This is a genomic window from Streptomyces telluris, assembly GCF_024519335.1.
Taxonomy (GTDB): Bacteria; Actinomycetota; Actinomycetes; order Streptomycetales; family Streptomycetaceae; genus Streptomyces; species Streptomyces telluris.
In genome coordinates this window covers 34,492-60,480 of the sequence record NZ_JANIID010000018.1, presented here as the reverse complement: position 1 = coordinate 60,480, position 25,989 = coordinate 34,492, and the positions used below count along the sequence as shown (strand labels likewise).

18 protein-coding genes and 1 pseudogene are annotated in these 25,989 nt (G+C 73.2%); 10 read left to right on the top strand and 9 right to left on the bottom strand.

Going from position 1 to position 25,989, the window contains the following annotated elements; genetic code table 11:
• Positions 1-4: 4 nt before the first annotated feature.
• The 4 genes from scpA to NQU55_RS19970 form a co-directional block, all read right to left on the bottom strand.
• Positions 5-2,209: a methylmalonyl-CoA mutase gene (gene scpA, locus NQU55_RS19985; protein ID WP_256790921.1), complete on the bottom strand. Its 2,205-nt coding sequence runs from the start codon at positions 2,207-2,209 to the stop codon at positions 5-7.
• Complete coding sequence (mutA, locus tag NQU55_RS19980) at positions 2,209-4,098, bottom strand: methylmalonyl-CoA mutase small subunit (RefSeq protein ID WP_168091836.1); 1,890 nt, start codon at positions 4,096-4,098, stop codon at positions 2,209-2,211. The genes scpA and mutA overlap by 1 nt, the downstream gene beginning before the upstream one ends.
• Positions 4,099-4,236: 138 nt before the next feature.
• Positions 4,237-5,235, bottom strand: coding sequence for a CinY protein (locus tag NQU55_RS19975; protein ID WP_168091835.1), 999 nt, complete (start codon positions 5,233-5,235; stop codon positions 4,237-4,239).
• Positions 5,236-5,357: 122 nt separating this feature from the next.
• Entirely contained in the window at positions 5,358-7,469 is a 2,112-nt protein-coding gene (locus tag NQU55_RS19970; protein WP_168091834.1) for a SpoIIE family protein phosphatase, read from the bottom strand.
• Positions 7,470-7,539: 70 nt separating this feature from the next.
• On the opposite strand from NQU55_RS19970, the gene NQU55_RS19965 reads away from it, so the two are divergent.
• Complete coding sequence (locus NQU55_RS19965; RefSeq protein ID WP_168091833.1) at positions 7,540-8,976, top strand: lipase maturation factor family protein; 1,437 nt, start codon at positions 7,540-7,542, stop codon at positions 8,974-8,976.
• Between the two features lie 27 nt (positions 8,977-9,003).
• On the opposite strand, the gene NQU55_RS19960 is transcribed toward NQU55_RS19965, so the two are convergent.
• Positions 9,004-10,461 (bottom strand): FAD-dependent monooxygenase, encoded by a 1,458-nt coding sequence (locus NQU55_RS19960; protein ID WP_168091832.1) that lies wholly within the window; start codon positions 10,459-10,461, stop codon positions 9,004-9,006.
• Between the two features lie 141 nt (positions 10,462-10,602).
• Between NQU55_RS19960 and NQU55_RS19955 the strand changes: the two genes are divergently transcribed.
• Together NQU55_RS19955 and ligD (NQU55_RS19950) are read left to right on the top strand one after the other, a co-directional pair.
• Entirely contained in the window at positions 10,603-11,619 is a 1,017-nt protein-coding gene (locus NQU55_RS19955; RefSeq protein WP_168091831.1) for a PHP domain-containing protein, read from the top strand.
• 10 nt (positions 11,620-11,629) lie between these two features.
• Positions 11,630-12,607: a non-homologous end-joining DNA ligase gene (ligD, locus tag NQU55_RS19950; RefSeq protein ID WP_168091830.1), complete on the top strand. Its 978-nt coding sequence runs from the start codon at positions 11,630-11,632 to the stop codon at positions 12,605-12,607.
• A 9-nt stretch (positions 12,608-12,616) separates the two neighbouring features.
• Here ligD (NQU55_RS19950) and ligD (NQU55_RS19945) read toward each other — a convergent pair whose 3' ends face one another.
• Entirely contained in the window at positions 12,617-13,522 is a 906-nt protein-coding gene (ligD, locus tag NQU55_RS19945; RefSeq protein ID WP_168091829.1) for a non-homologous end-joining DNA ligase, read from the bottom strand.
• Positions 13,523-13,563: 41 nt separating this feature from the next.
• Here ligD (NQU55_RS19945) and ku point away from each other — a divergent pair, with 41 nt between their 5' ends.
• Positions 13,564-14,574 (top strand): non-homologous end joining protein Ku, encoded by a 1,011-nt coding sequence (gene ku / locus NQU55_RS19940; protein ID WP_256790920.1) that lies wholly within the window; start codon positions 13,564-13,566, stop codon positions 14,572-14,574.
• Positions 14,575-14,607: 33 nt separating this feature from the next.
• On the opposite strand, the gene NQU55_RS19935 is transcribed toward ku, so the two are convergent.
• Positions 14,608-17,322 (bottom strand): ATP-binding protein, encoded by a 2,715-nt coding sequence (locus tag NQU55_RS19935; RefSeq protein ID WP_168091827.1) that lies wholly within the window; start codon positions 17,320-17,322, stop codon positions 14,608-14,610.
• A gap of 425 nt (positions 17,323-17,747) precedes the next feature.
• Between NQU55_RS19935 and NQU55_RS19930 the strand changes: the two genes are divergently transcribed.
• The 5 genes from NQU55_RS19930 to NQU55_RS19910 are packed head-to-tail and all read left to right on the top strand — an operon-like array spanning position 17,748 to position 22,100.
• Entirely contained in the window at positions 17,748-19,262 is a 1,515-nt protein-coding gene (locus NQU55_RS19930; protein ID WP_168091826.1) for a sensor histidine kinase, read from the top strand.
• A 25-nt stretch (positions 19,263-19,287) separates the two neighbouring features.
• Positions 19,288-19,674, top strand: coding sequence for a roadblock/LC7 domain-containing protein (locus NQU55_RS19925; RefSeq protein WP_206329087.1), 387 nt, complete (start codon positions 19,288-19,290; stop codon positions 19,672-19,674).
• Positions 19,671-20,036, top strand: a complete 366-nt coding sequence (locus NQU55_RS19920; RefSeq protein ID WP_168091825.1) for a DUF742 domain-containing protein — start codon at positions 19,671-19,673, stop codon at positions 20,034-20,036. The genes NQU55_RS19925 and NQU55_RS19920 overlap by 4 nt, the downstream gene beginning before the upstream one ends.
• On the top strand, positions 20,017-20,655 hold the full coding sequence (locus NQU55_RS19915) for a GTP-binding protein (protein WP_168091824.1): 639 nt from the start codon (positions 20,017-20,019) through the stop codon (positions 20,653-20,655). Before NQU55_RS19920 ends, NQU55_RS19915 begins: the two co-directional genes overlap by 20 nt.
• Positions 20,652-22,100 (top strand): cytochrome P450, encoded by a 1,449-nt coding sequence (locus NQU55_RS19910; RefSeq protein ID WP_168091823.1) that lies wholly within the window; start codon positions 20,652-20,654, stop codon positions 22,098-22,100. The genes NQU55_RS19915 and NQU55_RS19910 overlap by 4 nt, the downstream gene beginning before the upstream one ends.
• A gap of 263 nt (positions 22,101-22,363) precedes the next feature.
• On the opposite strand, the pseudogene NQU55_RS19905 reads toward NQU55_RS19910, so the two are convergent.
• Positions 22,364-22,972 (bottom strand): annotated as a pseudogene (locus tag NQU55_RS19905) (terpene synthase family protein); the annotation flags it as partial.
• Between the two features lie 539 nt (positions 22,973-23,511).
• Here NQU55_RS19905 and lnt point away from each other — a divergent pair.
• A complete protein-coding gene (gene lnt, locus NQU55_RS19900; RefSeq protein WP_168091822.1) occupies positions 23,512-25,080 on the top strand; it encodes an apolipoprotein N-acyltransferase in 1,569 nt (522 codons plus the stop codon).
• On the opposite strand, the gene NQU55_RS19895 is transcribed toward lnt, so the two are convergent.
• A complete protein-coding gene (locus NQU55_RS19895) occupies positions 25,052-25,957 on the bottom strand; it encodes a Gfo/Idh/MocA family protein (RefSeq protein ID WP_168091821.1) in 906 nt (301 codons plus the stop codon). The two genes, lnt and NQU55_RS19895, sit on opposite strands and share 29 nt — an antisense overlap.
• Positions 25,958-25,989 lie beyond the last annotated feature (32 nt).

The window sequence follows — 25,989 nt, the reverse complement described above, 5'->3', positions numbered from 1 at the left end:
TTGCTCACAGCTCGTGGCCGAGGACCCCGGCGAGGGTCTTCAGCAGGTCGTGGGCGGCGTCCGGGATGACCGTGCCGGGCGGGAAGACCGCGGCGGCGCCCATCTCCAGCAGCGTGGGGACGTCCTGCGGCGGGATGACGCCGCCGACGACGATCATGATGTCCTCGCGCCCCTGCTCCGCCAGCTGTTCGCGCAGCGCCGGCACGAGCGTGAGGTGGCCGGCCGCGAGGGAGGAGACGCCGACGATGTGCACGTCGGCCTCCACCGCCTGCCGGGCGACCTCCTCGGGCGTCTGGAAGAGCGGGCCGACGTCGACGTCGAAGCCGAGGTCGGCGAAGGCGGTGGCGATGACCTTCTGGCCGCGGTCGTGGCCGTCCTGGCCCATCTTGGCGACGAGGATGCGCGGGCGGCGGCCGTCCTCCTGCTCGAACGCCTCGACCAGGGCGCGGGTGCGCTCCACGCCGGACGACGGGCCGGCCTCTTCGCGGTACACACCGGAGATCGTACGGATCTGCCCGGCGTGCCGTCCGTAGACCTTCTCCAGTGCGTCGGAGATCTCACCGACGGTCGCCTTGGCGCGGGCGGCGTTCACGGCGAGGGCCAGGAGGTTGCCCTCCAGGCCGGGGCCGGAGCCGGCCTCCGCGGCGCGGGTCAGCGCGTGCAGGGCGTCCCGGCAGGCCGCTTCGTCGCGCTCGGCGCGCAGCCGACGCAGCTTCTCGATCTGCTGGGTGCGCACGGAGGAGTTGTCGACCTTGAGGACCTCGATCTGCTCGTCGCTGTCCACCCGGTACTTGTTGACGCCGATGACGGGCTGCCGCCCGGAGTCGATGCGGGCCTGGGTGCGGGCCGCGGCCTCCTCGACGCGCAGCTTGGGGATGCCCGCGTCGATGGCCTGGGCCATGCCGCCGGCGGCCTCGACCTCCTCGATGTGCTGCCAGGCGCGCCGCGCGAGGTCGTGGGTGAGGCGCTCGACGTAGGCGCTGCCGCCCCACGGGTCGATGACCCGGCAGGTGCCGGACTCCTGCTGCAGCAGCAGCTGGGTGTTGCGGGCGATGCGGGCGGAGAAGTCGGTGGGCAGGGCGAGGGCTTCGTCCAGGGCGTTGGTGTGCAGCGACTGGGTGTGCCCCTGGGTCGCGGCCATGGCCTCCACGCACGTGCGGGCCACGTTGTTGAAGACGTCCTGCGCGGTCAGCGACCAGCCCGAGGTCTGCGAGTGGGTGCGCAGGGACAGCGACTTGGCGTTCTGCGGCTCGAAGCGCTTGACGAGCCGGGCCCACAGCAGCCGGGCGGCGCGGAGCTTGGCGATCTCCATGAAGAAGTTCATGCCGATCGCCCAGAAGAAGGAGAGCCGGGGCGCGAACGCGTCGACGTCCAGGCCGGCTCCGATGCCCGCCTTCAGGTACTCCACGCCGTCGGCGAGGGTGTAGGCGAGCTCCAGGTCGGCCGTGGCCCCGGCCTCCTGGATGTGGTAGCCGGAGATGGAGATGGAGTTGTAGCGCGGCATCTTCTGCGAGGTGTACGCGAAGATGTCGGAGATGATCCGCATCGAGGGCCGGGGCGGATAGATGTAGGTGTTGCGGACCATGAACTCCTTGAGGATGTCGTTCTGGATGGTCCCGGCCAGCTTCTCGGGCGGTACGCCCTGCTCCTCGGCGGCGACGATGTAGAGGGCGAGGACGGGCAGCACGGCGCCGTTCATCGTCATCGACACGCTCATCCTGTCCAGCGGGATGCCGTCGAAGAGCTGGCGCATGTCGTAGATGGAGTCGATGGCGACGCCCGCCATCCCGACGTCGCCGGTGACGCGCGGGTGGTCGCTGTCGTAGCCGCGGTGGGTCGGCAGGTCGAAGGCGACGGACAGGCCCTTCTGACCGGCCGCCAGGTTGCGCCGGTAGAAGGCGTTGGACTCCTCGGCGGTGGAGAACCCGGCGTACTGCCGGATGGTCCAGGGCTGGTTGACGTACATCGTCGGGTACGGGCCGCGCAGGTAGGGCGCGATGCCGGGGTACGTGCCGAGGAAGTCGAGCCCGTGCAGGTCCTCGGCGGTGTAGAGCGGTTTGACGCCGATGCCCTCGGGGGTCTCCCAGACCAGGTCCTCGGCGCTCTTGCCGGTGGCCTCCTTCAGGGCCGCGCGCCAGTGGCCGGGGTCGGCCGCCCGGCCGGCGTCCGCCGGGCCCAGCTCGATTCCGGAGAAGTCGGGAATGGGCATCACGCGACTCCGATGCAGTCGAGGACGGAGGAGAGGACGGCGACCGCGTCACCGCCGGCGAAGACGAACTCGTCGACCCCGGCCCGCAGGTACGCCTCCCGCTGCTCGCCGCCGGGCTTCCCGGCGAGCAGGATCCGGCCCGCGCCCGCGGCCTTGAGCGCGGCGGCGACGGCTTCGGCCTGCTCGGCGTAGAGCTTGTCGCTGGAGCACAGGCACACCACTCCGGCGCCGCTGCGCGCGAACGCCTCGGCGACGGACTCCGCGCCGACCGTGGCGGGTTCGTGGACGGGCTCGACGCCGCCGGCCTGGAAGAGGTTGGCGGCGAACGTGGCCCGGCCGGTGTGGGCGGCGGCGGGGCCGAGCGCGGCCAGGAAGACGCGCGGGCGGGACCCGGTCGCGGCGAGGTGGGCGTCGGAGCGGGCCCGCAGGGCCTCGTAGGCCTCGTCGCGCCGGACCCGGGGCAGGCCGCCGCCGGGGGCCGCGGGTGCGGGCTCCCGCCGCACCGGCTGCTCGCCGAGGTGCGGGAACTCGCTGACGCCGGTGACCGGTTCGCGCCGGGTCGCCAGGTCGGCGGAGCGGCGGGCCCAGGTCGCGGCGAGCCGTTCGGCCACCAGGCCGGAGCGCAGCGCCGCGGCCTGGCCGCCGGCGCGCTCCAGCTCCTGGAACCAGGCCCAGGCGGCGTGCGCGAGCTCGTCGGTGAGGCGCTCCACGTACCAGGAGCCGCCGGCGGGGTCGATGACCCGGGCCAGGTGGGACTCCTCCAGCAGCACCGAGGAGGTGTTGCGGGCGATGCGGCGGGCGAAGGCGTCGGGCAGGCCGATGGCGTCGTCGAAGGGCAGGACGGTGACGGCGTCGGCGCCGCCCACGCCCGCGCCGAGGCAGGCGACGGTGGTGCGCAGCATGTTCACCCACGGGTCCCGGCGGGTCATCATCACCGTGGAGGTGACCGCGTGCTGGCGCTGGGCGGCGCCCGCGGCGCTGGCGCCGCTGACCTCGGCGACGCGGGCCCACAGGCGGCGGGCGGCGCGGAGTTTGGCGATGGTGAGGAACTGGTCGGCGGTGGCCGCGTAGCGGAACTCCAGCTGGGCGCAGGCCTGGTCGGCGGTCAGCCCGGCGGCGGTGAGCGTGCGGAGGTAGGCGACGCCGGTGGCCAGCGAGCAGCCGAGCTCCTGGGCGGCGGACCCGCCGGCCTCGTGGTACGGCAGGGCGTCGACGGTCAGGGCGCGCAGGCCGGGCCGGCCGTCGGCGCACAGGGCGGCGAGGGCGGCCGCGGCGGCCAGGGGCGCCCCGGGGTCGGCGCCGGTGCCGGTGCGGGCCAGGGTGCCGAGCGGGTCGGCGCCGAGGTTGCCGAGGGCGGCGCGGGGGGCGATGCCGCGCTCGTCGTACAGGCGCAGCAGTTCCCGGGCGGCGGCCTCGAAGTCCGCGCCCGCGTCGAGGACGACGGGGGCGAGGTCGAGGTAGACGCCGTCGAGGGCGGTGGCGATGCCGTCGACGGGGACGCCCGCGGGCCCGGCGGCCAGCCACAGGGAGGTGACGCCGTTCTCCAGGTCGGCGAGCACCGCTTCGTTGGCCTGCCGCGGGTCCGGGTGGGCGTGGCGCTGGCGCACGTCCCAGCCGGTCGCGGCCGTCCCTTCGGCCCGTCCGCCGCGGACGAACGGGGGGAAACCCGGGTAGCCGGGCGCGGCGGGGGCGTCGTCGGCGGTGTAGAGCGGGCCGGTTGCGAGCCCGTCCTGGAGTTCGGTGGCGAGTGCCGCCTCGGCAGCCGGGCCCGATGCGTCAGCCGCGCCCGCTTTGCGCAGTACACCCTCCACCAGGCGCTGCCACTGCTCGCGGGTGGGGTCCGGGAACTCGGCGGCCAGGGGGAAGCCTTCGTCAGGCAGGACCGTCATGGGGGGAAGGCTAGGGGAGCCGGGGCGCCCTGCAGCAGTGGCAACTGCTGTGACCTTGGCCTCTTCGCCCCGGCCCCCGGCCGCCGGGGCCGTGCCGCGCACACCGGTTCCGCGGCGGCCGCTTTGCCCGGGGGGGCGCTAACAGGTGCGGGCCGGGTCGTCGTGCGTCAGCACGCACGCGGCGCGCTCGCCGCGCTCCTTGCCGTAGCGGGTGACGAGGGCGGTGCGGAAGTCGGCCCACTGCCGGCGGGTGTCGGCGACGGCGCCCTGGACGGCCCGGTCGAAGTTGCCGCCGGTCCTGCCGCGCGCGGTGCCGGGGCTGCCGGTGGCGCCGGTGACGGCGTCGACGAGGCCTTTGTCCTTGTTGAGGTCGCCGTGCTGGACGCGGCTGGAGCAGCCGAGGGGCACGAGGGAGAAGCAGCCGGTGGTGAGGCCGTCCGGGACGGCCGAGGCCTGCGGCGGCTGCCCGCTGTTGAGGGCGAACAGCGGTGAGGGCGCGGGGAGGTTCAGCCCGGGCGGGTTGTTCTTGCCGACGGGGTGGCCGGGGTCGGCCTTGTCGGTCCAGTTGCTGTGCGAGTAGAAGTCCTGGACGCCGTGGAGGGCGCGGCCGAAGCCCTCGACGGCCTCGCACTTGTTGCGGCCGCGCACGCCGAGGGTGAAGGTGCAGTCCTTGGCGAGGTCGGCCTCGCGGGCGGCGACGGTGCCGTCGGCATTGAGGGTGGAGCCGGCGGCGGTGACGCCCTCGGCGAAGCGGGTCTGCAGGCGGGCGACACAGGCGAGCAGCTCCTTGGTCGCCTGGTCGCGGGTGCGGGCGTAGCCGGCCTGGGCGAGGTAGTCGGCGTTGTCGCAGTGGGCGGCCGGGCTGAGGACCTCGTCGGTGTCGGGTGCGCCGACGGCGCCGAAGGTGCCGCCGCGGCCCGCTATCTGGTCGAGGGAGCGGGGCTCGAAGCAGCTGCCGTCGGAGGGGGCGCCGGACGGGCAGGCCAGGGCCGCGCGCGTGATGCGCTCGTGCTCGGCGTGCTGGCCGAGGGTGTTGACGGTGCCGAACGCACGGGCGGGCGGCGCCTGAACGGTCATCAGCATCGGCGCGACCAGGGCGGTCGCACCGAGGAGGACGAAGGGGGTGAGTCTTCGCATGCTCTCGGAACCCTTTTCATGATCTTGGGGGGTGGAGAGCACAGTTGACCCGGATGGGCAGGTAATTCGCAATTCTGCGTGACTGGGGCAACGATCGGACGCTCTGTCAGGTGACGTACGGATCAGTCGGATTCCTGCGGCTCCGCGACCGTCCGGGCCCCGTCGTGCCGCCCCGGGACCACGAACTCGCACCACACGCACTTCCCCGAGCCGCGGGACTCGACCCCCCACACGTCGGCGAGCCGGTCGACGAGCAGCAGGCCCCGCCCCGAGACCCCCGACTCCCCCGGCTCCCGGCGGCGCGGCAGCGTGCTGGACTTGTCCTCGACGTCGACGCGCACCCGCCGCTCGGGGCCGGTGATGATGCGGATGGTGACCACGGCCGCGCCGTCGGTGTGGAGCAGGGCGTTGGTCACCAGCTCGTCGGCGACCAGCTCGATCTCGTCGGACCGCTCGCGGGCGCCCCAGGCCCGTACCGCCGCGCGGATCATGTGGCGGGCCGCGGAGAGGGCCTCGGGGTCGGCCGGGGCGATGTGCTGCTGGAGCCGGCCGCCGCCCTGGGTGGCCGCGCCCTGGCGGCGCAGCAGCAGCACGGCCATGTCGTCCTCGCCGACGCGCTCGCCGATCACCTCGCACAGCCGGTCGGCCAGCCGGTCGAGCTCGTAGGGGCCGTCGCGGACGATCGCGGACAGCCGCTGCATGCCTTCGTCGAGGTCGGAGCCGGGCTGTTCGACGAGGCCGTCGGTGAACATCAGCAGGGTCTCGCCGGGGTCGATCTCCACCGTGGTCACGGGGTAGTCGAGCCGCCCGAACTCGGCCGAGAGGCCGAGCGGCAGCCCCCCGGAGACGGGCAGGCGCCGGCAGGTGCCGTCGGTGTGCCGCAGCAGGGGGTCGATGTGGCCCGCGCGCACCAGCTGGACGACGCCGGTGGACAGGTCGGCCTCGGCGTAGGCGCAGGTGGCGAAGCGGTCGGTGTCGAGTTCGTGGAGGAAGGAGGAGGCGCGGGCCATGACGGTCGCCGGGGAGTGCCCCTCGGTGGCGTACGCCCGCAGGACGATGCGCAGCTGGCCCATGACGGCGGCGGCCTGGGTGTCGTGCCCCTGGACGTCGCCGATGACGGCGCCGACCCGCCCGCCGGGCAGCGGGATCACGTCGTACCAGTCGCCGCCGATGTCGCGGCCCATGCGGGCCGAGCGGTAGCGGACGGCGATCTGCGCGCCGGGGACCTCGGGGATGCGGCGCGGCAGCATGGACTGCTGCAGGCCCTCGGCGAGGTCGTGCTCCTGGTCGTAGAGCATGGCGCGGGCGATGGACTGGGAGAGGCTGCTGGAGAGGGCGATGAGCAGGTTGCGCTCCTGCTGGGTGAAGCCGCGGGTCTCCTGGTAGAGCAGCCCGATGGCCCCGACGGGGCGGGCCTGGGCGATCAGCGGGAGGTAGGCGGCGGAGGAGATGCCGGTGTCCCGGATGCGCTCCCACAGCCAGGGGTAGGAGCGGGCGAACTCGTCGCGGGACTCGATGAAGCGCGGGGCCATCGTGCGGATGACGTCGCTCATGGGGAAGTTGTCGTCGATGCGTGTCCAGCGGGTGCCCGGGACGTAGTGCTCGCCGGGCCCCTCGGCGACCATGTGGATCCGGCCGGCCTCGACGATGCCGAGGACGAGGAGGTCGGAGCCCAGGTGCTGGACTGCCCGGTCGTCGCGGAAGAAGTCGATGACGTCCTGGACGGTGCGCGCGTGGGCGAGGGCCGCGGTGAGGGTCTCCACGATGGTGGTGTGCGAGAGCCGGTTCGCGTCGCGCCTGCCGATGGAGTGGCCGAGCTCCTCGGCGGCGTCGCGGACGATGCCGATGATGCGGTGCGGGTGGCCCTCCCCGTCGCGCCGGATCCGGCCCTGGGTGTACGTCCAGTGCAGGCTGCCGTCGGGGGCGCGGATGCGGTAGTAGGCGCTGTAGGTCTCGCGGCCCTCCTTCAGGGCGCGGGTGACCTGGGCGTCCAGGTCGGCGGCGTCGGCGCGGAGCACCTTGCCGGCCAGGCCCGAGAGGCGGCCGTTGAACTCTTCGGGGGACAGGTCGAAGAGCTCCAGGGCGGAGGCGTCCATGTGCAGCACGCCGGTGTCGAGGTCCCAGTCGAAGCCGCCCATGCGGTTGAGGGCGAGGGTGAGCTCCGGGCGAGCGGGCCAGTCGTCCGGCACGGAACCTGCCGGTGCGGTGGCAGGCGTCGCTCCCCGATCAACCATAGAGCTACTCTGACACCTTTTGCCCGTTTCTTCGATGTGACTGCGCGCTCCGGAGTGGTACGGATACGCCATGGAGTGGTTCACGGTCTCCGGGTACTGGCTGAGCAGGCTGGTGCTGCAGCGCGCGCTCGCCGGCGTCTACCTCGTGGCCTTCCTGGCGGCGGCCCTGCAGTTCCGCGCGCTGATCGGCGAGCGGGGCATGCTGCCGGTGCCGCGCTTCGTGCGCCACGTGCCCCTGCGCAGGGCCCCGGGCGTCTTCCACCTGCACTACTCGGACCGGTTCTTCGCGGCGTGGGCGTGGACGGGCGCGGCCCTGGCCGCGGCGGTGGCGGCGGGTGCGGCGGACGCGGTGCCGCTGTGGGCGGCGATGGCGATGTGGGCGGCCCTGTGGGCGATGTACCTGTCGATCGTCAACGTGGGCCAGACCTGGTACGGCTTCGGGTGGGAGTCACTGCTGCTGGAGGCCGGCTTCCTCGCGGTGTTCCTGGGCAACGCCCGCACGGACCCGCCGGTCCTCGTGCTCTGGCTGATGCGCTGGCTGGTCTTCCGCGTCGAGTTCGGCGCGGGGCTGATCAAGATGCGCGGCGACCCCTGCTGGCGCGATCTGACCTGCCTGTACTACCACCACGAGACCCAGCCCATGCCGGGGCCGCTGAGCTGGTACTTCCACCGCCTGCCGAGGCCGCTGCACCGCGTGGAGACCGCCGCCAACCACGTCGCCCAGCTCGTCGTGCCGGTCGCCCTCTTCACCCCGCAGCCCGTCGCGAGCACGGCCGCCGCCGTGATCATCTGCACCCAGCTCTGGCTCGTCGCCTCCGGCAACTTCTCCTGGCTCAACTGGCTGACCATCGTCATGGCCCTCTCCGCGGTCGACGGAGCCGCGGCCGCGCGGCTCCTCGGCCTGCCGGCGCACGCCCCGGCGCCCCCTCCCCCGGGCTGGTACGAGGTCCTCGTCCTCGCCGCGACCGCGCTCGTGGCCGTCCTGAGCTGGTGGCCGGTGCGCAACATGCTCTCCCGGCAGCAGCGGATGAACATGTCCTTCAACGCCTTCCACCTGGTCAACACCTACGGCGCGTTCGGCAGCATCAACCGCAGGCGCTACGAGGTCGTGGTCGAGGGCACCGACGAGGAGCGGGTCGGGCCGGACACGGTGTGGAAGGAGTACGGCTTCAAGGGCAAGCCCGGCGACCTGCGGCGGCTGCCCCGCCAGTACGCCCCGTACCACCTGCGGCTCGACTGGATGATGTGGTTCGCCGGGATTTCCCCGGCCTACGCCGAGCCGTGGTTCGGCCCCTTCGTGGAGCGGCTGCTGACGGGCGACCGGGCCACGCTGCGGCTGCTGCGCCACAACCCCTTCCCCGACGCCCCGCCGACCCACGTGCGGGCGCGCCTCTACCTCTACCGCTTCACCACGTGGCAGGAGCGGCGGGAGTCCGGCGCCTGGTGGCACCGGACGCTGCGCGGCGAGTTCCTGCCGCCGGTGGCGCTGCGCCGCGGCGAGGCGTGATGCCCGCCGGTGACGGCGCGGCGCCGGTCACCGCGGGCCCAGCCCGCACAGCGCCAGCTCCGCGGCGGTGATCGACGGCTCGTTGCGCACCTCACGGCCGGGACCGCGCAGCACACCGAGCACCACCGGCGGCTTGACCAGCGCGCTCATCGGCGCGGACAGCGTCATCACGTCGAAGAGGGAGCGCATCACGACGGGGTTCACCGTCGCGGTGCGCATCAGGCGCTGGACGTAGCCGCGCAGCAGCCGGGCCGCGGCCGGGGGCTGCTCGCCGATCGCCCCGGGGTAGTTGATGTCCTCGCCCGTGGCCAGGTCCCACGGGCTGCCCGCGGCGCGGCCGACCGCACGCTGGATGCTCCGGGCCAGGCCGGGCGCCCCCAGGCCCCGCTCCGCCAGGAGGCCGCGGATCGCGACCGCGCTGTGGGCGGCCACGGACATGCCCTGCCCGTAGACGGGGTTGAACGTGGCGACGGCGTCCCCCACCACCGCGAAGCCCTCCGGCCAGGCGGGCATGCGCTCGAAGTAGCGGCGGCGGTTGACGGTGCTGCGCGTGAGGTGGACGTCGGTCAGCGGCTCCCGGTCCGCGATCAGGTCGGCGATCAGCGGGTGGCGCAGGCTGCGCACGAACGGCTCGAACTCCCCCGCCTCCCGCGACGGTTCGCCGCCGCGCGTGCCGCAGGCCGTGAGCAGCCAGCGGCCGCCCTCGACGGGGACCATCGTCGCGCCCTGGCCCGGCTGCCGGCCGTGCGGGTCGGCCTGGACGCTCACCACGGGGAAGCGCTCGCTGCCGGCGGGCGCCCGGAAGATCCGGGTCACGTAGACCATGCCGGTGTCGACGGTCTCCTCGTGCGCCGGGTGCAGCCCGAGCTCGGTGAGACGGCGCGCGGCCTGGGAGCCGCGCCCGGAGGCGTCCACCACCAGGTCGGCCTCCAGCGCCTCCGCGGAGTGGCCGCCGGCCGTGCGGACCTTCACGCCGGTGACCCGCTGCGCCTTGCCGAGCAGCGCGAGGGCGTCCGTCTCCTCGCGCAGCGTGACGCCGGGCAGCGCCAGCACCTGCTCGCGGACGACCATGTCCAGCAGGTCGCGCGTGCAGGCCATCAGGAACTGCGTGCCCGGCCAGCGCGGGTACCAGCCGTGCGGGCCCATCGCGACGAGCCCGGTCCCCAGCGGGATCCGGCGGGCCCCCGCCCGCACCCACCCCTCGATCGTGCCGGGCAGCAGGGACTCCACCGCCCGGGCCCCGCCGGACATCATCAGGTGCGCGTGCCGCGCCTGCGGCAGGCCCTTGCGCGGCTCCATCCCCTCGGGCAGCCGGTCCCGCTCCACGATCACGACCTCGCCCGCGTGCCGGGCGAGCGCGGCCGCGGCCAGCATGCCGGCCATGCCCGCGCCGAGGACCACCGCGCGGCCCGTGCGCCCGCCCGAGGAACCGGAGGAGGAAGAGGACGGAGAGGAAGGCGAGGGGGACGGTGTGGGGGCGCTCATGCCCGAACCCTCCCCACCGCGCACCGCGCCTACTCACCGGTTCACCCACGTGTGCCCGCCGCCCGCGGCCCTCGCACGTGCGCGCTCCTCCCGGATCGCGCACGGTAGGGGTACCGGACGGCGAAGGAGGCGGTGGGTGCGATGGACCCGGTGGAGGCCCTGGACCGGATCGCCTTCCTCCTGGAGCGCGCGGACGCGCCCACGTACCGGGTCAAGGCCTTCCGTACGGCCTCCGAGGTGATCGCCGGGCTGCCCGGGGAGGAGCTGCGGCGCCGGGCGGCCGCCGGCACGCTCACCGCCGAGAAGGGCATCGGGCCCAAGACCGCCGGCGTGGTGGCGGAGGCCCTGGCCGGGCGCGTGCCCGGCTACCTGGCCAAGCTGGAGGAGGAGGCCGCAACACCGCTGGCGGAGGGCGGCGAGGCCCTGCGGGCCGCCCTGCGCGGCGACTGCCACATGCACTCGGACTGGTCCGACGGCGGCAGCCCGATCGACGCCATGGCGCGGGCGGCGCGCGACGTCGGCCACGAGTGGGCGGTGCTGACCGACCACTCCCCCCGCCTGACCATCGCCCGGGGCCTGACGGCGCAGCGGCTGCGCGCCCAGCTCGACGTGGTCGCCGAGGTGAACGAGGACCTCGGCGACGGCTTCCGGCTGCTGCGGGGCATCGAGTGCGACATCCTCGACGACGGCTCGCTCGACCAGGAGCCCGGCCTGCTCGACGAGCTCGACATCGTCGTCGCCTCGGTGCACTCCAAACTGCGCATGGACGCGGACGCCATGACCCGCCGGCTGGTCGGAGCCGTGGCCAACCCCCTGGTGGACGTCCTCGGCCACTGCACCGGGCGGCTGCTGGCCGGCCGCGGGCGGCCCGAGTCCGCCTTCGACGCGGCGATGGTCTTCGCCGCGTGCGCCCGCTTCCACACCGCCGTGGAGATCAACTGCCGCCCCGAGCGGCTCGACCCGCCCCGCCGCCTGATCCGCCAAGCCCTGGACGCGGGCGTACTGTTCTCCCTCGACAGCGACGCGCACGCCCCCGGCCAGCTCGACTGGCAGATCCACGGCTGCGCCCGCGCCGAGGAGTGCGGAGTGCCCGCCGAACGCATCATCACGACGTGGACGGCGCCCCGGCTGCTGGAGTGGGCGCGGGGGAAGGGCTAGGCGGCAGGCGATGCCCCCGACCGCCCGGCGCGCGCCGGCCCCGCCGCCCGCGATCCGGCCGATGCTGGCGACGACCGCGCCCCTGCCGCCCGCGGCCGAGGAGGCCGCGTGGGCCTTCGAGGTCAAGTGGGACGGGATCCGCCTGGTCGTGAGCCTGCCCGGGGACGGCACCCTCCGGGCGGTCACCCGCGCCGGCAACGACGCGACCGCGACCTACCCCGAACTCCAGGCCCTGGAGGAGCAGCTGCGCGGCCGGAGCGCGGTCCTCGACGGCGAGGTCGTCGTCCTGGACGGGGCGGGGCGGCCCGACTTCGGGCTGCTCCAGCGCCGCATGGGCGTCGCCGACCCGCACCGTGCGGCCGGCCTCGCGGCCGAGTACCCCGTACGCCTCATGCTCTTCGACGTCATGCACCTCGACGGCCGGTCCCTGCTGGGCCTCCCCTACCGGGAGCGGCGCGCCGTGCTGGAGGGCCTCGGCCTCGCGGGCCCGGCCTGGTCGGTGCCGGCCGCCGTGGAGGGACACGGGCAGCAGGCCTGGGAGGCCACCCTCGAAGGCGGGTTCGAAGGCGTCGTCGCGAAGAAGCTCACGTCCCTCTACACGCCCGGCATCCGGTCATCCGAATGGCGCAAGACCAAGCACGTCGTCACCCTCGACGTGGTCATCGGCGGCTGGGCCGAGGGCCGCGGCTCCCTCTCCGGGCTGCCCGGGGCGGTCCTGGTCGGCGTGGAGGAGCCGGAGGGCCTGCGCTACGCCGGGTCCGTCGGATCGGGGCTCTCCGAGCGCGAGCGCCGGGACCTCGCCCGCTACCTGGCGGTGATCCCGCGCGCGGACCCGCCCTTCGCCGGCCCCGCCGACGTGCCGGCGGGCGCGCACTGGGTCGAGCCGCGGCTCGTCGCCGAGGTCGTCTTCTCCGGCTGGACGGCGTCCGGCCGCCTCCGGCACCCCGTCTGGCACCGGCTGCGGCCCGATCTGACCCGGCTCGGCTGAAGCCGGACGTCACGGGAGCCGCGCGCGGGTGGCGTCGCCGGTGAGCGGGGCCAGCAGGTCCCCGTACGTCTCCGCCCGGTCCAGCACCTGCTCGGGGGTGAAGGCGAGCTCGTCCGGGTCCCGGCACGCGGCGACCTCGTCCCAGGTGACCGGGGCCGCCACCCCGGGGGCGCCCTCCCGCAGCCGCACGGTGTACGGCGCGGCGGTGGTCTTGGCGCTCGCGTTCTGCGACCAGTCGATGAGCACCTTCCCCCGGCGTTCGACGCGCGCCATGGAGACCACGACGAGGCCCGGGTGCTCGCCCATCATGCGGGCGGCCAGCTCCTTGGCGTAGCCGCCGGCGGCCCGGCCGGACGCAGCGTGGACCGGCGCGTACAGGTGCAGGCCCTTGGAGCCGGAGACGACGGCGTGGGCGGTCAGCCCGTCGTCGTCCAGGAGCTGGCGCAGCCGCTGGGCGACCCGGCAGCAGACCACGAGGTCGGCGCCGGGCCCGGGGTCCAGGTCCAGGACGAGCCGGTCGTGCCCGTCGGGACCGGCCGTCGCCGTCCACTGCGGGACGTGCACCTCGTACGCGCCGAGGTTGGCCATCGCGACCAGGGCGGCCGTGGTGTCGATGACGACCTGCTCGGTGACGCCCTCACGGTGCTCCACCGGCACCACCCGCACCCACCGGGGCTTCCCGCCGGGCGGGTTCTTGGCGACCCAGCTCTGCCCGCCCGGTCCCTCCGGGGCGCGGACGAAGGAGGCGGGCCGGTCGGCCGTGTGCGCCACCATCACCGGGGCGATGCGGGCGTAGTACTGCAACACCTGCGCCTTGGTGTGGCCCGATGCGGGGAAGAGCACCCGGTCGAGATGGGTCAGGGCCAGCCGGTGGCCCTCGATCTCCACCGCCTGCCGCTCCGGAGAGACAGACATAAGGTAGGAATTCCCCGTGGAGGGATAAAACTATGCGGACCATGTGGAAAGGTGCGATCGGCTTCGGACTGGTGTCCGTACCCGTACGGCTGTACGCCGCCACCCAGGAGCACGGCCTCAGACTGCACCAGGTCCACGACGCGGACGGCGGCCGGATCCACCTCAAGCGCATCTGCGAAGCCTGCGGCGAACCGGTCGACTACGAGCACATCGCCAAGGGCTTCCAGGACGACGAGGGACACACCGCCGTCGTCACCCAGGACGAGCTGGCCGGGCTGCCGCTGCCCAGCAAGAAGCTCATCGACGTGCTCGCCTTCGTCGACGCCGACCGGATCGACCCCCTGCAGCTCTCCAACGGCTACTACCTCGCACCCGAGAGCGCCGCGGCCGACAAGCCCTACGTCCTGCTGCGCGAGACCCTCAAGCAGACCGAGCGGGTGGCCGTCACCAAGATCGCACTGCGCACCCGGGAGTCCCTGGCCCTCCTGCGGGTCCACGGCGACCTGCTGACCCTGCACACCATGTACTGGCCGGACGAGATCCGCGACAGCGGCGACCTCGCGCCGCCCTCCTCGGTCACCGTGCGACCGCAGGAACTGAAGATGGCCACGAGCCTGATGGACACCCTCTCCGAGGAGTTCGACCTCGACGAGCTGGAGGACGAGTACGAGATCGCCCTGAGCGAGCTGATCAACGCCCACCTGTCCGACCGGCCGGTCCCCAAGAAGGAGACGGCACCCGCACCGGACAACGTCATCGACCTGATGGCCGCGCTCCAGGCGTCCATCGACAACGCGGCCGGAAAGGCGGGGGAAGGACCGGAGAAAGGCGCCAAGAAGGGGGCTGCGCCCAGGAAATCGGCGCGCAGCACGGCGAAGAAAACCGCCGCGCCGCAGAAGCGCACCGCCGCCAAGAAGACGGCGGCGGCCTCCTCCACCGCCAAGGGCAAGAAGACCGCCGCGTCCACGGCCAAGGCCGGCACCGCCAAGAGCACCACGGCCAAGACGGCCAAGAAGACGGCGACCAGGAAATCCGGCCGCCGCGCTTCCTGAACCCGAGCCGACGGGGCCCGGAGCCGGCCGGGCTCAGTGCACGGCGTCACCCGCCGGCTCGGCTCCCTCGCACAGCGCCGAGGCGAGATCGGCCCGGGCCGTGGCCACGAGCCCGTCCGCCGCGCACTGCTGGGCCACTTCCAGCCCCTCGCGCAGCCGCTCGGTCGCCTCGACCGGCCGGTCGGCCCGCAGCAGCGCCGAACCATGGGCCACCAGGGCCGCCGCGAACTCGTACTTGCACGGAGAGCGGCGCAGGTGCACCACGGCCTGGCCGAGCTTCACCAAGGCCTCGTCCGGCTCGGCGACCAGGGCCGCCCTGCGCAGGGCGTCGCCGATGGCCGTGTCCGTGCCGAAGCGCGCGGCGTTGCGCACGGCCTTGTCGGCCAGGGCGCGGGCCCGCTCGGGCTCCTCGTCCTTGACGGCGACGGCCAGGTCGAGCGCCCACGGAGCCCACACGGTGTTGTTCCGCCCGCGCTCGTCCAGCTTGCGCCCGGCGGCCTCCAGCTCCGTGATCGCCTCCTTCCTGCGGCCCTGGGCGAGCAGCAGCCGCCCGGCCAGGCACGCGGCGTCGGGCAGCACGATGGCGGGCGTGTAGGGCGCCTGGAAACCGTTCTCCTCGGCGAAGGCCTGGGCCTCGTCGACCCGCCCGCGCGCGAGCAGGGTGTCGATCAGCAGGCAGGCGCCGTCCCAGTGGATCGGCAGGCCGGGGCCGAGGCGCTTGCCCAGCCGCAGCCCCTCGCGCAGCAGCGCCTCGGCCTCGTCCAGCTCGCCGCGACGGCGGTGCACCAGACCGAGGAAGTCGTGCGCGAACGCGAGGTGACCGCCGCTCCAGCCGGAGATCTCGAAGGCCCGCACGGCGTCCTTGAAGAGCTCCTCGGCGTGGTCGAGCCGGTCGGTGTAGGCGAAGGTGATGCCGATGATGCTGGGGACCTCGAAGCCCCACTCGGTGTTGGTCCACCCCATGCCCTCGGCCAGCCGGCCGTCCACGAGGGCGCGCTCGATGTTCTCGACCACCTGCACGGCGTCCTCGCCGCGGATCATGCCGTCGAAGCCGCGCAGCGCGAGCAGGGTCCGCTCGGTGTTGTCGCGGCCGCGGATGCGCTCGGCGAGCTCGGCGATGCGGCGCGAACGGGTCTGGGAGTCCTGCTCCTCGACCTGGATGCCCTGCCACAGATAGTGCGCGGCCTGCAGGCGCATCCGCCCGGCGCCCGGCGGGGTGCGCTCGGCCTGCTCCTTCACGACCTCGGCGGCCTCGCGCAGCTGGCTGTTGTGGGCGTAGGCCTGGGAGAGGCGGTAGGTGGCGTCGACGCGCAGCTCCTCGGTGAGGTGCGGCAGGGACAGCGCCGTCTTGAGGTGGTTGACGGTCGTCGACGGCGAGGTGAGCAGCGCGGCGCAGCCCAGCTCGTAGAGGACCGCGGCCCGCTCCTCCTCGGGCGGCGGCTCCTGCAGGGCGCGCTCCAGACAGCGGCGGGCCGCATCCGGGGCGCCGACCGCCAGGTGCTCGCGGGCGGCCACGCGCAACTGCTCGACCAGCTCCGAGTCGTGGTCGGGGTGAACCTCCAGCAGGTGCCGCGAGGCCGCGGCGGGACCGAGCCCCGCCTCGGTGACGGACCACGCGGCCTGTCCGTGCATGGCCGTGCGGGTGGCCGGCGGGATCGATGCGTAGATGGCCGTGGCGATCAGCGGGTGGACGAACTCCAGGTCGATGGCGCCGGTGAGGATACGGGCGTGCCGCAGCTTGTCCGCGCACTCGGCGGCCTGGGCCGGTCCCATGCCCGCGAGGTTCGCCGCCAGGGACGGCTGGATCTCGGTGCCCAGCACGGCCGCCGCCCAGGCGAAGCGGGTGACGGCGGTGCCCAGCCGCTCCAGGCGGGAGACCAGGCCGCTGCCGCGGGCCGTGGCGCCGAGGTCGCGCAGGAGGGACGCGGACTCCTCGACCGGCTTGAGGCCGCGGTCGTTCGCCTTGGCGACCAACTCGACGGTCTCGTAGGGATTTCCGCCGGTGACGGCCCAGACCTCGCGGCAGAACGGGGCGTCGGCCTGCTCCGGGAAGGAGTCGTGCACCAGCCGGTTGACCGCTTCCGGGGTCAGGGCGCGCAGCTCCACGGGGCGGGAGCTGCGCCCGGCGACCAGTTCGTGGAAGCCCGGTGCGTTCTCCGCGAGTTCCACCGGGCGGTAGGCGATGACGGCGAGCAGCGGCGTCTCCTGCAGACGCACCGCGAAGAACGAGAGCCAGGCGAGCGACTCGGCGTCGGCCCAGTGGGCGTCGTCGATCATCAGCACCACCGGCTCCTGGCGGGTGGCGAGTTGGGTGACGAGCCAGTCGATGCCGTCGCGCACGCCCACGGGGTCCTGCGGGCCGACCGGCGGGGCGATGCCCAGCGCCGGGCCGGCGATCTCGTACCAGCCGCCGAGCAGCTCCTTGCGGTCGCTCTCGCTCATCGGCGCCAGGACCGGCTGGAGCAGCTGGCGGACGACGTGGAAGGGGACCGGCTGCGCGGACTCGCTGCCGCGCGCGAAGAGGACGGTGCACTTGCCCGCCTCGACGGCCATCCGGCGCGTCTCGGTGAGCAACGCCGTTTTGCCCAGGCCAGCTTCGCCGCTGTAGAGCAGCAGGCCGCCCAGCCGGGGCCGCCCTTCGGTCGCAGTTCCGCACAGCCTTTGCACCGCTTGCTCAGCGGCTTGCAGCTCGAGCTCCCGCTCGAACAGGGCGGCGGATGCGTTCTGTTCACGCTGATGCCCTGACATGGCGATGTCTCCCCGGAAGATGTGGTGAAGCGAGCCTAGCCCCGTCCGTGAGGCCAGGGGCAGGGTTCGGCAGACGGACCACCCGGGAGCGTGACCCTCCCCCGCCCGCCACTGGAGCCCGCTCCGCACCACGGGCCGCACACCCAACCCGCACCGAACATACATTCATACGATTCGGAAACATATTCGGAATTCGAAGCGCGAGGCCATTATGAAGCCTTTCGAATTCCTACGTCAGGCCAATCTGCGAATATGACAACTTCGCGCAGAAGCCCCGCGCGACCGGCTACGCTCCATGTCGCGCAGCGGGTTGTGGTGACTACTTCACGGTGCGCACAAGTGCTGCGCCGGCGCCGTTCTCCGCGGGAGACACCCGGGATTGCCGCGCCGGGCCCTACGCCTTCTTAAGAGTTCCGAGGATCCCGATGGTTGGTACTGGCTCGTCAGTTCAACGGCGGCCCGTCTCCGCACTGATATGGCTGATCTCCCCCTTGGTGCTGGCCGTGTGCACGGGTACGGCGGTCCTCGCCGTCGGCCCCGACGCCCGCGTGCCGGTGGCCTGGTGCGGGGCCTCCGCCACGATCGCGGTGGCGCTGGCAAGCTCCGAAGCCGCCCGGCGGGGACGGGTCATCGCGGCCCTGCGGCGGCGCTGCGCCGAGCAGGAGGCCGGCCTGCGGTACCAGCTCGACCAGCACGAGGCGGAGACCCGGCGGCTGGCCAAGGAGCTGCTCCCCCGGGCCATCCACCTGCTGCAGCGCGGCTCCCCCACCGAAGTCGTGCTGCGCCACACGCTGCCCGTCCACGACCTCGAACCCGGCTACGCGGCCGCGCACCGGTCGGTGCTGAAGTCCGTCATCGAAGCCGTGCAGGCCGAGGAGGGCCTGCGCGACTCCGCGCAGCGCGCCTTCGTCAACATCGCCCGCCGCATGCAGGCCATCGTGCACCAGCAGGCCTACGACATCCGGGAGATGGAGCACAAGCACGGCAACGACCCCGACGTCTTCGGCGATCTCCTCCACCTCGACCACGGCAACGCCCTGACCGGCCGCCTCGCCGACAGCATCGCCGTCCTCGGCGGCTCCCGCCCCGGCCGCCAGTGGAAGAACGAGATCCCGCTGTACAACGTGCTGCGCGGCGCCATGTCGCGGATCCTGGAGTACCGGCGGGTCGACCTGCACTCGGTGGCCGACGTCGCCGTGGTCGGCGCCGGCGTCGAGCCGGTGATCCACGCCCTGGCCGAGCTGCTGGACAACGCCACCCGCTACTCGCCCCCGCAGACCCGGGTGCACCTGACCGCCGTGGACATCCAGTCCGGCATCGCCGTCGAGATCGAGGACGCCGGCGTCGGTCTCACCGACGAGGCGCGCCGCCGCACCGACCGCGTCCTCTCCCGCGAGGGCGCCCTCGACCTCGACGACCTCGGGGAGGCCCCGCGGCTGGGCCTCGCGGTCGTCAGCCGGCTCGCCCGCACGTACAACTTCCTGGTGTCGCTGCGGCCCTCCGCCTACGGAGGCGTCCGGGCCGTCCTGGTCATCCCCATGGACCTGATCACCGCCAGCAAGCACCCCGGCGGCGACATCGCCCGCGCGCCCAAGCTCCCGCCCTTCAAGTCCAAGCGCCGCCCCGGCCAGAAGATCCCACCGCCCGCTCCGCAGACGGCCCCGCCGATGATGGAGCACCCCATCCCCCCGCCGCTCGGGGACAGCGGGCTGCCGCAGCGGCGGCGGCGCCGCGGCCCCGCGCCGCTCCCGTTCGGCCGGGGCGCGGCCGAACGGCGGGACCGGCCGCCGGCCCCGCCCGCCGCGCCGGCCGCTCCGGAGGAGGCCCCCAAGCAGCCCGGAATGTGGCTGGCCGCCTTCAACCGCGGCATCAACGGGGAGTCCCTGGAGCCGGATCCCGGCCGGCCGCACAGTGATATCCCGTCAGACAAGGAAGAGTAGCCAAGTGACGCAGCCGCGGTTCAACATGGACTGGATGCTCAAGGACCTGGCAACCAGTGTTCCGCAGACCCGCCACGTGATCGTGCTGTCCTCGGACGGCCTGCGCATGGCTCAGCACGGCACCGACCCGGACGCCGCCGACCGCCTCGCCGCCGCCTGTGCCGGACTGCAGAGCCTGTCCACCGCGATCGCCGGTGAATTCCCGCACGGGGACGGGCAGATGCGCCTGGTCGTGATCGAGGTCGACGGCGGATTCTTCTATCTGATGGCCGCCGGGGCCGGAGCCTTCCTCGCGGTGCTGGCCGACGACGACGTGGACGCCGAGCTGATGGGCATGCGGATGCGGGATCTGGTGGCCCGCATCGGTTCGCATCTCACCAGTCCGCCGCGGGTCGGCGGGTCGGTGACATGAGCACGGAGGGACCCGGCTCCCCGACCGCCCCCGGCAGCCCGGACCGGCTCTACATCCTCACCGGAGGCGAGCCCCGCGCGGAGCGGAAGACGGAGCTCGACCTGGTGACGCTGATCGTGTCCCGGTCCGAGGCCGACCCCGGGCTGCAGCCCGAGCACGCCGCCATCGTCCGGATGTGCGCCTACCCGCTCTCCGTCGCCGAGATATCGGCCTACCTGGAACTGCCGGTCAGCACGCTGACCCTGCTGCTCACGGAGCTGGTGGCGGATCGTCACGTGGAGGCCCGGCCGCCGGTGCCGGCGGCCGCCCTTCCCGACGTACAACTTCTGGAGGCGGTGATGAATGGACTACAGAAGCTCTGACTCCCCCGGGTTGGAGACCTATGCGGGGCCGCGCAGCGAGGACGTCCTGCCGGCCTCGGCCACCGCGGCCGTCAAGGTCGTCATCGTCGGCGGGTTCGGGGTCGGCAAGACGACCCTGGTGGGATCGGTCAGCGAGATCCGGCCGCTGACCACCGAGGAGACGATGACCCAGGCCGGTGTCGGCGTGGACGACATCGCCGGGATCGAGCACAAGACCGAGACGACCGTGGCCATGGACTTCGGCCGGATCAGCATCAACGAGCACCTGGTGCTGTATCTGTTCGGCACGCCCGGCCAGGAGCGCTTCTGGTTCCTGTGGAACGGCCTGTTCGAGGGCGCCCTGGGTGCGGTCGTCCTCCTCGACACCCGCCGCATGGACGTCAGTTACGACGTGATCGGGCGCCTCGAGGAGAAGGGGGTGCCGTTCGTCGTCGGCGTCAACCGCTTCCCCCAGGCCCCCAGATACCCGATGGAGCAGCTCCGCTCGGCCATGGACCTCGACGAGTCGGTGCCCATGGTCGACTGCGACGCCCGCGACCGCGCCTCCTGCCGCGACACCCTGCTCACCCTCATGCGCTACCTCTACACGCTCACCACCGCCTCCACGGAGCACCAGTGACCCTCCCTTCCGAACGCCCCCGCACCCCCTCCCCGGCCGGGCCTCCCCCGCAGTGCCCGGCCCACGCGACCGGCCCCGGCGGGATCACCCGGCTGTACGGCCCGGAGGCCGAGGCCGACCCGATGGGGCTCTACGAGCGGCTCCGCCAGAAGCACGGTCAGGTGGCGCCCGTCCTGCTGCACGACGACGTCCCGGCCTGGCTCGTCCTCGGCTACCGCGAGAACCTCGACGTGGCGCGCACCCCCTCGCGCTTCTCGCGCGACTCCCGGCGGTGGATCGAGGCGCGCGAGGGCCGCCTGGCCCCGACCCACCCGCTCGCGCCGATCACCACCTGGCAGCCGATCTGCGTCTTCGCCGACGGCCAGCAGCACGAGCGCTGGCGCGGCGCCGTCAACGACAGCATCGCCCGCTTCGACAAGCGAGGCATCCGCCGCCACGTCACCCAGTCCTCGAACCAGCTCGTCGACCGCTTCTGCGCCTCGGGCCGGGCGGATCTGGTGCACGAGTTCGCGGAGCAGCTGCCGATGATGGCGATGACGCAGCTGCTGGGCATGCCGGAGGCGTACAGCCCCCAGCTCGTCAACGCCGCCCGGGACATGATCAAGGGCACCGAGACGGCGATCGCGAGCAACGAGTTCGTCCAGGAGACGCTGCGCAAGCTGGTGGCGCGCAAGCGCGTCGAGCCGGGTGCCGACTTCACCAGCTGGCTGCTGGAGCACCCCGCCGGACTCTCAGACGACGAGGTGCAGCAGCATCTGCGGCTGGTGCTGATCGCGGCCTTCGAGACCACGGCCAACCTCATCGCGAACACCCTGAAAATGGTCCTCACCGACCACCGCTTCCAGGCCTCCCTGGCCGGCGGCCACATGACGCTGCCTGACGCGGTCGAGCAGGTCCTGTGGGACGAGCCGCCGTTCATCTCGATCCTGGGCCGCTGGGCGACGCAGGACACGGAGCTGGCGGGTCAGCAGATCAAGGAGGGGGAGGCCCTGATCCTGGGGCTGGCCGCCGCCAACATGGACACGGTGATCCGCCCCGATCCCGATGTCCCCGTCCACGGCAACCGCTCGCACCTGGCGTTCAGCGGGGGCCAGCACGAGTGCCCGGGCCAGGACGTGGGCCGGGCGATCGCGGACACGGGCATCGACGCCCTGCTGCTGCGCCTTCCCGACCTGACCCTCTCGGTGGAGGAGTCGGAGCTCAGCTACCGCTCCACCTTGATGTCCCGTCATCTGACGGAGCTGCCCGTGCGGTTCACGGCGCGGGCGCCACTGCCTCCGGAGGAGGCGCTGACACCCGCGCCGGAGCCGCCCGTGCCCGCTCAGCCCGAGCGGGCCGAACAGCCGGCCATCCCCGCGCCGCCGGTCCGGGACTCCGGGGCGGCGGCGCCGGATTCGCGGCGGTCGTGGTGGAGGTCGCTGCGGCGCCTGCTGGGGCGGCGGTAGCAGCCGGCTTCGAGCTGGTCCCACCACCAGGCGATGGCGGGGACGGGCAGGGGGTCCGGGCTGTCGTCCGACGGGGCCGGTTTCCACCACTCCACGTCGGTGGCGGTCCCGTAGGGGTCCTGGTAGCGGGCGCAGCGCGAGGCCCAGTCCAGGTGCCCGCGGACGAAGTGGCCCAGCGCCACCAGGTAGCAGCGCAGTTCCACCCCGGCCCGGGGCCAGATCTGCTCGCGTAAGCGCAGGAAGAGCGTCATGACGCGGTCGCGCATCGCCATGGCCTCTTCCTGCGCCCGGGCGGGCTCCCAGTCCCGTTCCTGGGCGAGGACGTCGATCAGGTTGAGGTTGTCACCGGCACGCTGGATCTCCTTGTTCCGTGAGTAGAAGTCGTTGTCCCAGGCGACGAGCGTCCAGGTCATCTCGGTCAGGGCCCGGACCTCGGGCCGGTCCAGGTCACGGTCGTCGAGTTCGTATCCTCCTGCGATGTCCATCAGGGCCGTGGAGGGCGCCATGCCGATGGCGCGCATCCACATCGCGGCGTAGTCGTTCACGGACGGCAGGGCCCGGTCGCGGCGGCAGGCGGCCTCCCACACCAGGCCGGAGAGGTAGGTGCGCATGCCTTCGGTCCAGTGGCGCAGCTGGCTCGGCGTCGCGTGTTCGGCCAGCTCCAGGCGGACGGCCCGCAGTGCCGCGGCGTGGGGCGAGTCATCCGGCCACTCCGGCACCGGCGCTTCCAGGACGCGCATGATGCGTGAGGTCGTGTGCGCCAGGCCGTGGGCGGTGGCGGTCGACTCGTCGCACAGGGCGTCGTCCAGGGAGAAGAGCACGGCGTGGAGCTTGGCGACGACGGTGAGCGGTCCGGACCGACCGTAGGGCATGGTCCGGGCCGTGAGCCCGCCGAAGTCGCACCGGGCGAGGCGCTGCCGCTGGTGGGCCGAGGTGTCGAGCTGTCGCTGGAGCATCCAGTCGACCGAGGTGCGGTCGATCTCCCGGATGCCCGGGTGCACCGCCGGCGGTATCGGGCAGTAGAAGGGCACGATCTCCAAGGGCTGTACTGATATGCGATCTCGCACGCCCGTCACGGCGCCTCCCCAGGCCGGCTCGCAGCGTTCCTGTCCACTTTTGCGCGGTACCTGCCCAGGGTGGACCGGGGATAACCCGCGGCGCATACCCGGTCACACCTTTCCAGCGCGGGATGCAAGGCTCACTTCGGACCGTTTATGACCGAACCAGGCCAAAAGAGCTTTTCTGATGAGTGATGGCGGTGGAATATTGCACCCCGATGTCAGAGTTTTTTCCCCATGATCCTCTGCTGTTCGAAAAAATAAGGGTTGGCCGGATCCCGCTCATGCGTCGCGCGGACGAATGATCGACGATCTACGGCGCCGGTGACCGTTCGGGCCCAGGGAGGCACGCCATGACGACGCAACCGCCGGACGGCCCGTACGCCGGACTGCTGACCCGGCCCTGGCCGCGGGCGGCTGCGGCGGTGGTGGCGGGAGCGCTGCCCGCGCTCACGTTTCCCACGCCTTCGCTGTGGTGGCTGGCCTATGTCGCTCTCGTTCCCTGGCTGTCCCTGATCCGTACGGCGCCCGGCGCCCGGCGCGCGGCGCTGGACGGCTGGCTCGGCGGTGGCGGATTCCTGCTCGCCGTGCACCACTGGCTGCTGCCGAGTCTGCACGTCTTCATCCTGGTGCTGGCCGCGCTGCTGGGGCTGCTGTGGGCGCCGTGGGGCGTGCTGGTCAAGCGGCTGCTGGGCGGTTCCCCGGGGCCGGCGCGGGCCGCCGCGGCCCTCATCGCCGTCCCCTCCGGCTGGTTGATGGTCGAACTTGCCCGTTCATGGGAGTATTTGGGCGGACCGTGGGGTCTGTTCGGGGCGAGTCAGTGGCAGGTGCAACCCGCTCTCAAGCTCGCTTCAACGGGCGGGATCTGGCTGGTTAGTTTCCTCCTCGTGGCCCTCAACACCGCCGTTTCCACGGTCATTTGGGCTTCTCGCGCGCGTATCACCGGACTAGTCGGCCTGGTGGGCTGTGCAGCCGTCGTCGCCGGGGTGTGGTGGTGGGCGCCTTCACCACGCGCGGCGGGCACCGTCCGGATCGCCCTCGTCCAGCCGGGCCTCGTCAACGGGACGGGCAGCGTCCAGCGCCGGTTCGACCGCCAGGAGGAGCTCACGAGGAAGCTGGCCGGGCAGCGGGTGGACCTCGTGGTGTGGGGCGAGAGCGCCGTCGGCGGCGACCTCGCGCAGCACCCCGGCCTCCGGGACCGGCTCACGGCGCTCTCCCGCGCGGTGGGCGCCGACCTCCTCGTCAACGTCGACGCGCGCCGCTCGGACCGGCCCGGCATCTTCAAGAGTTCCGTCCTCGTCGGCCCCGGCGGGCCGACCGGGGACCGCTACGACAAGATGCGGCTCGTACCGTTCGGGGAGTACGTGCCGGCGCGCTCCCTGCTCGGCTGGGCCACGTCGGTGGGCAAGGCGGCCGGCGAGGACCGCAGGCGCGGCGAACACCCGGTGGTGATGCGGCTGCCCGCCTCCCCCTCCGCGCCGGAGGGCCTGCGGATCGGCCCGCTGGTGTGCTTCGAGTCGGCCTTCCCCGACATGAGCCGGCAGCTGGCCCGCGACGGCGCCCAGGTGATCGTCGCCCAGTCCTCCACCTCCACGTTCCAGCGCAGCTGGGCCCCGTGGCAGCACGCCTCGCTCGCCGCACTGCGGGCGGCCGAGACCTGGCGGCCGGTGGTGCACGCGACGCTGACGGGGGTGAGCACGGTCGCCGGTCCGCAGGGCCGGGCGGTCGGCGCCCCGATCGGCACCGACCGCAGCGAGGCCGCCGTCCGCGACGTGCCGCTGGCCCGCGGCACGAGCCCCTACGTCCGGTACGGGGACTGGGTCGTCCTGGTGTCCCTGGCGGTGGTCGCCTGCACGTGCGCCGCCGAGGGCGTGCGGCTCGTGCGACGGCGCGTCAGGAAGCCTGCTCCGCAGCGGCCTTGAGGATGCGCTCGCACAGCTCGTGGGTCGCCAGCGCGTCCTCGGCGTCGAGCAGCTTGCCCGCCCGGACCGCGTCGAGGAAGGCGAGGACGGTCTGCTCGATGCCGCGCTGACGGGAGACGGGCACCCAGTCGCCCCGCCTGCGCACACTGGGCTGCCCCTTGTGGTCGATCACCTCGGAGAGGTTGACGACCTGCCGCTTGGTGTCCTGTCCGGAGACCTCCAGGATCTCCTCGGTGGAACCGCTCATCCGGTTCATGGTGCCGATCGCCGTGAAGCCGTCGCCGGAGAGCTGGAGCACGACGTGGTGCATGAGGCCGTCGCGGACCCGGGCGCGGACGTCCACGTGGTCGACCGGCCCCGGGACGAGGAAGCGCAGGGTGTCGACGACGTGGATGAAGTCGTCGAGCACGAGGGTGCGCGGATCCTCGGCCAGCCCGATGCGGTTCTTCTGCATCAGGATCAGGTCGCGCGGGTGGTCCAGGCACTGGGTGTAGGACGGCGCGTAGCGGCGGTTGAAGCCGACCATCAGGCTCACGCCGCGCTCCCGGGCGAGGCGGACGAGCCGCTCGCTGGTGGCGAGGTCGTAGGCGAGGGGCTTGTCGACGTAGACCGGTACGCCCGCTTCGAGGAGGCGGGTGACGAGCTCGGGGTGGGCCGCGGTCGCCGCGTGGACGAAGGCCGCGTCGAGGTCCGCCGCGAGCAGCGCGTCGAGGTCCGTGTGGCACTGGGCCTCCGGGATGCGGTGGGCCTCGGCGACGCGCGCGAGCGTGGCGGGGGTGCGGGTGTGGAGGTGGAGTTCGAGGCCCGGCCGGGTGGCGAGCACCGGAAGGTACGCCTTCTGTGCGATGTCTCCGAGCCCGATGCAGCCGACCTTCACAAGCGCCTCCCTGGTGCGTGCCTTCGTTTGGG

Coding starts and splice junctions, on each gene's coding strand:
- NQU55_RS19970 (WP_168091834.1), bottom strand. CDS start 7,469: ATGGTTGATCGGGGAGCGACGCCTGCCACCGCACCGGCAGGTTCCGTG.
- NQU55_RS19920 (WP_168091825.1), top strand. CDS start 19,671: ATGAGCACGGAGGGACCCGGCTCCCCGACCGCCCCCGGCAGCCCGGAC.
- NQU55_RS19935 (WP_168091827.1), bottom strand. CDS start 17,322: ATGTCAGGGCATCAGCGTGAACAGAACGCATCCGCCGCCCTGTTCGAG.
- mutA (WP_168091836.1), bottom strand. CDS start 4,098: ATGACGGTCCTGCCTGACGAAGGCTTCCCCCTGGCCGCCGAGTTCCCG.
- lnt (WP_168091822.1), top strand. CDS start 23,512: ATGACGACGCAACCGCCGGACGGCCCGTACGCCGGACTGCTGACCCGG.
- NQU55_RS19965 (WP_168091833.1), top strand. CDS start 7,540: ATGGAGTGGTTCACGGTCTCCGGGTACTGGCTGAGCAGGCTGGTGCTG.
- NQU55_RS19960 (WP_168091832.1), bottom strand. CDS start 10,461: ATGAGCGCCCCCACACCGTCCCCCTCGCCTTCCTCTCCGTCCTCTTCC.
- ligD (WP_168091830.1), top strand. CDS start 11,630: ATGCCCCCGACCGCCCGGCGCGCGCCGGCCCCGCCGCCCGCGATCCGG.
- NQU55_RS19975 (WP_168091835.1), bottom strand. CDS start 5,235: ATGCGAAGACTCACCCCCTTCGTCCTCCTCGGTGCGACCGCCCTGGTC.
- ligD (WP_168091829.1), bottom strand. CDS start 13,522: ATGTCTGTCTCTCCGGAGCGGCAGGCGGTGGAGATCGAGGGCCACCGG.
- NQU55_RS19925 (WP_206329087.1), top strand. CDS start 19,288: ATGGACTGGATGCTCAAGGACCTGGCAACCAGTGTTCCGCAGACCCGC.
- NQU55_RS19955 (WP_168091831.1), top strand. CDS start 10,603: ATGGACCCGGTGGAGGCCCTGGACCGGATCGCCTTCCTCCTGGAGCGC.
- scpA (WP_256790921.1), bottom strand. CDS start 2,209: ATGCCCATTCCCGACTTCTCCGGAATCGAGCTGGGCCCGGCGGACGCC.
- ku (WP_256790920.1), top strand. CDS start 13,564: ATGTGGAAAGGTGCGATCGGCTTCGGACTGGTGTCCGTACCCGTACGG.
- NQU55_RS19915 (WP_168091824.1), top strand. CDS start 20,017: ATGGACTACAGAAGCTCTGACTCCCCCGGGTTGGAGACCTATGCGGGG.
- NQU55_RS19930 (WP_168091826.1), top strand. CDS start 17,748: ATGGTTGGTACTGGCTCGTCAGTTCAACGGCGGCCCGTCTCCGCACTG.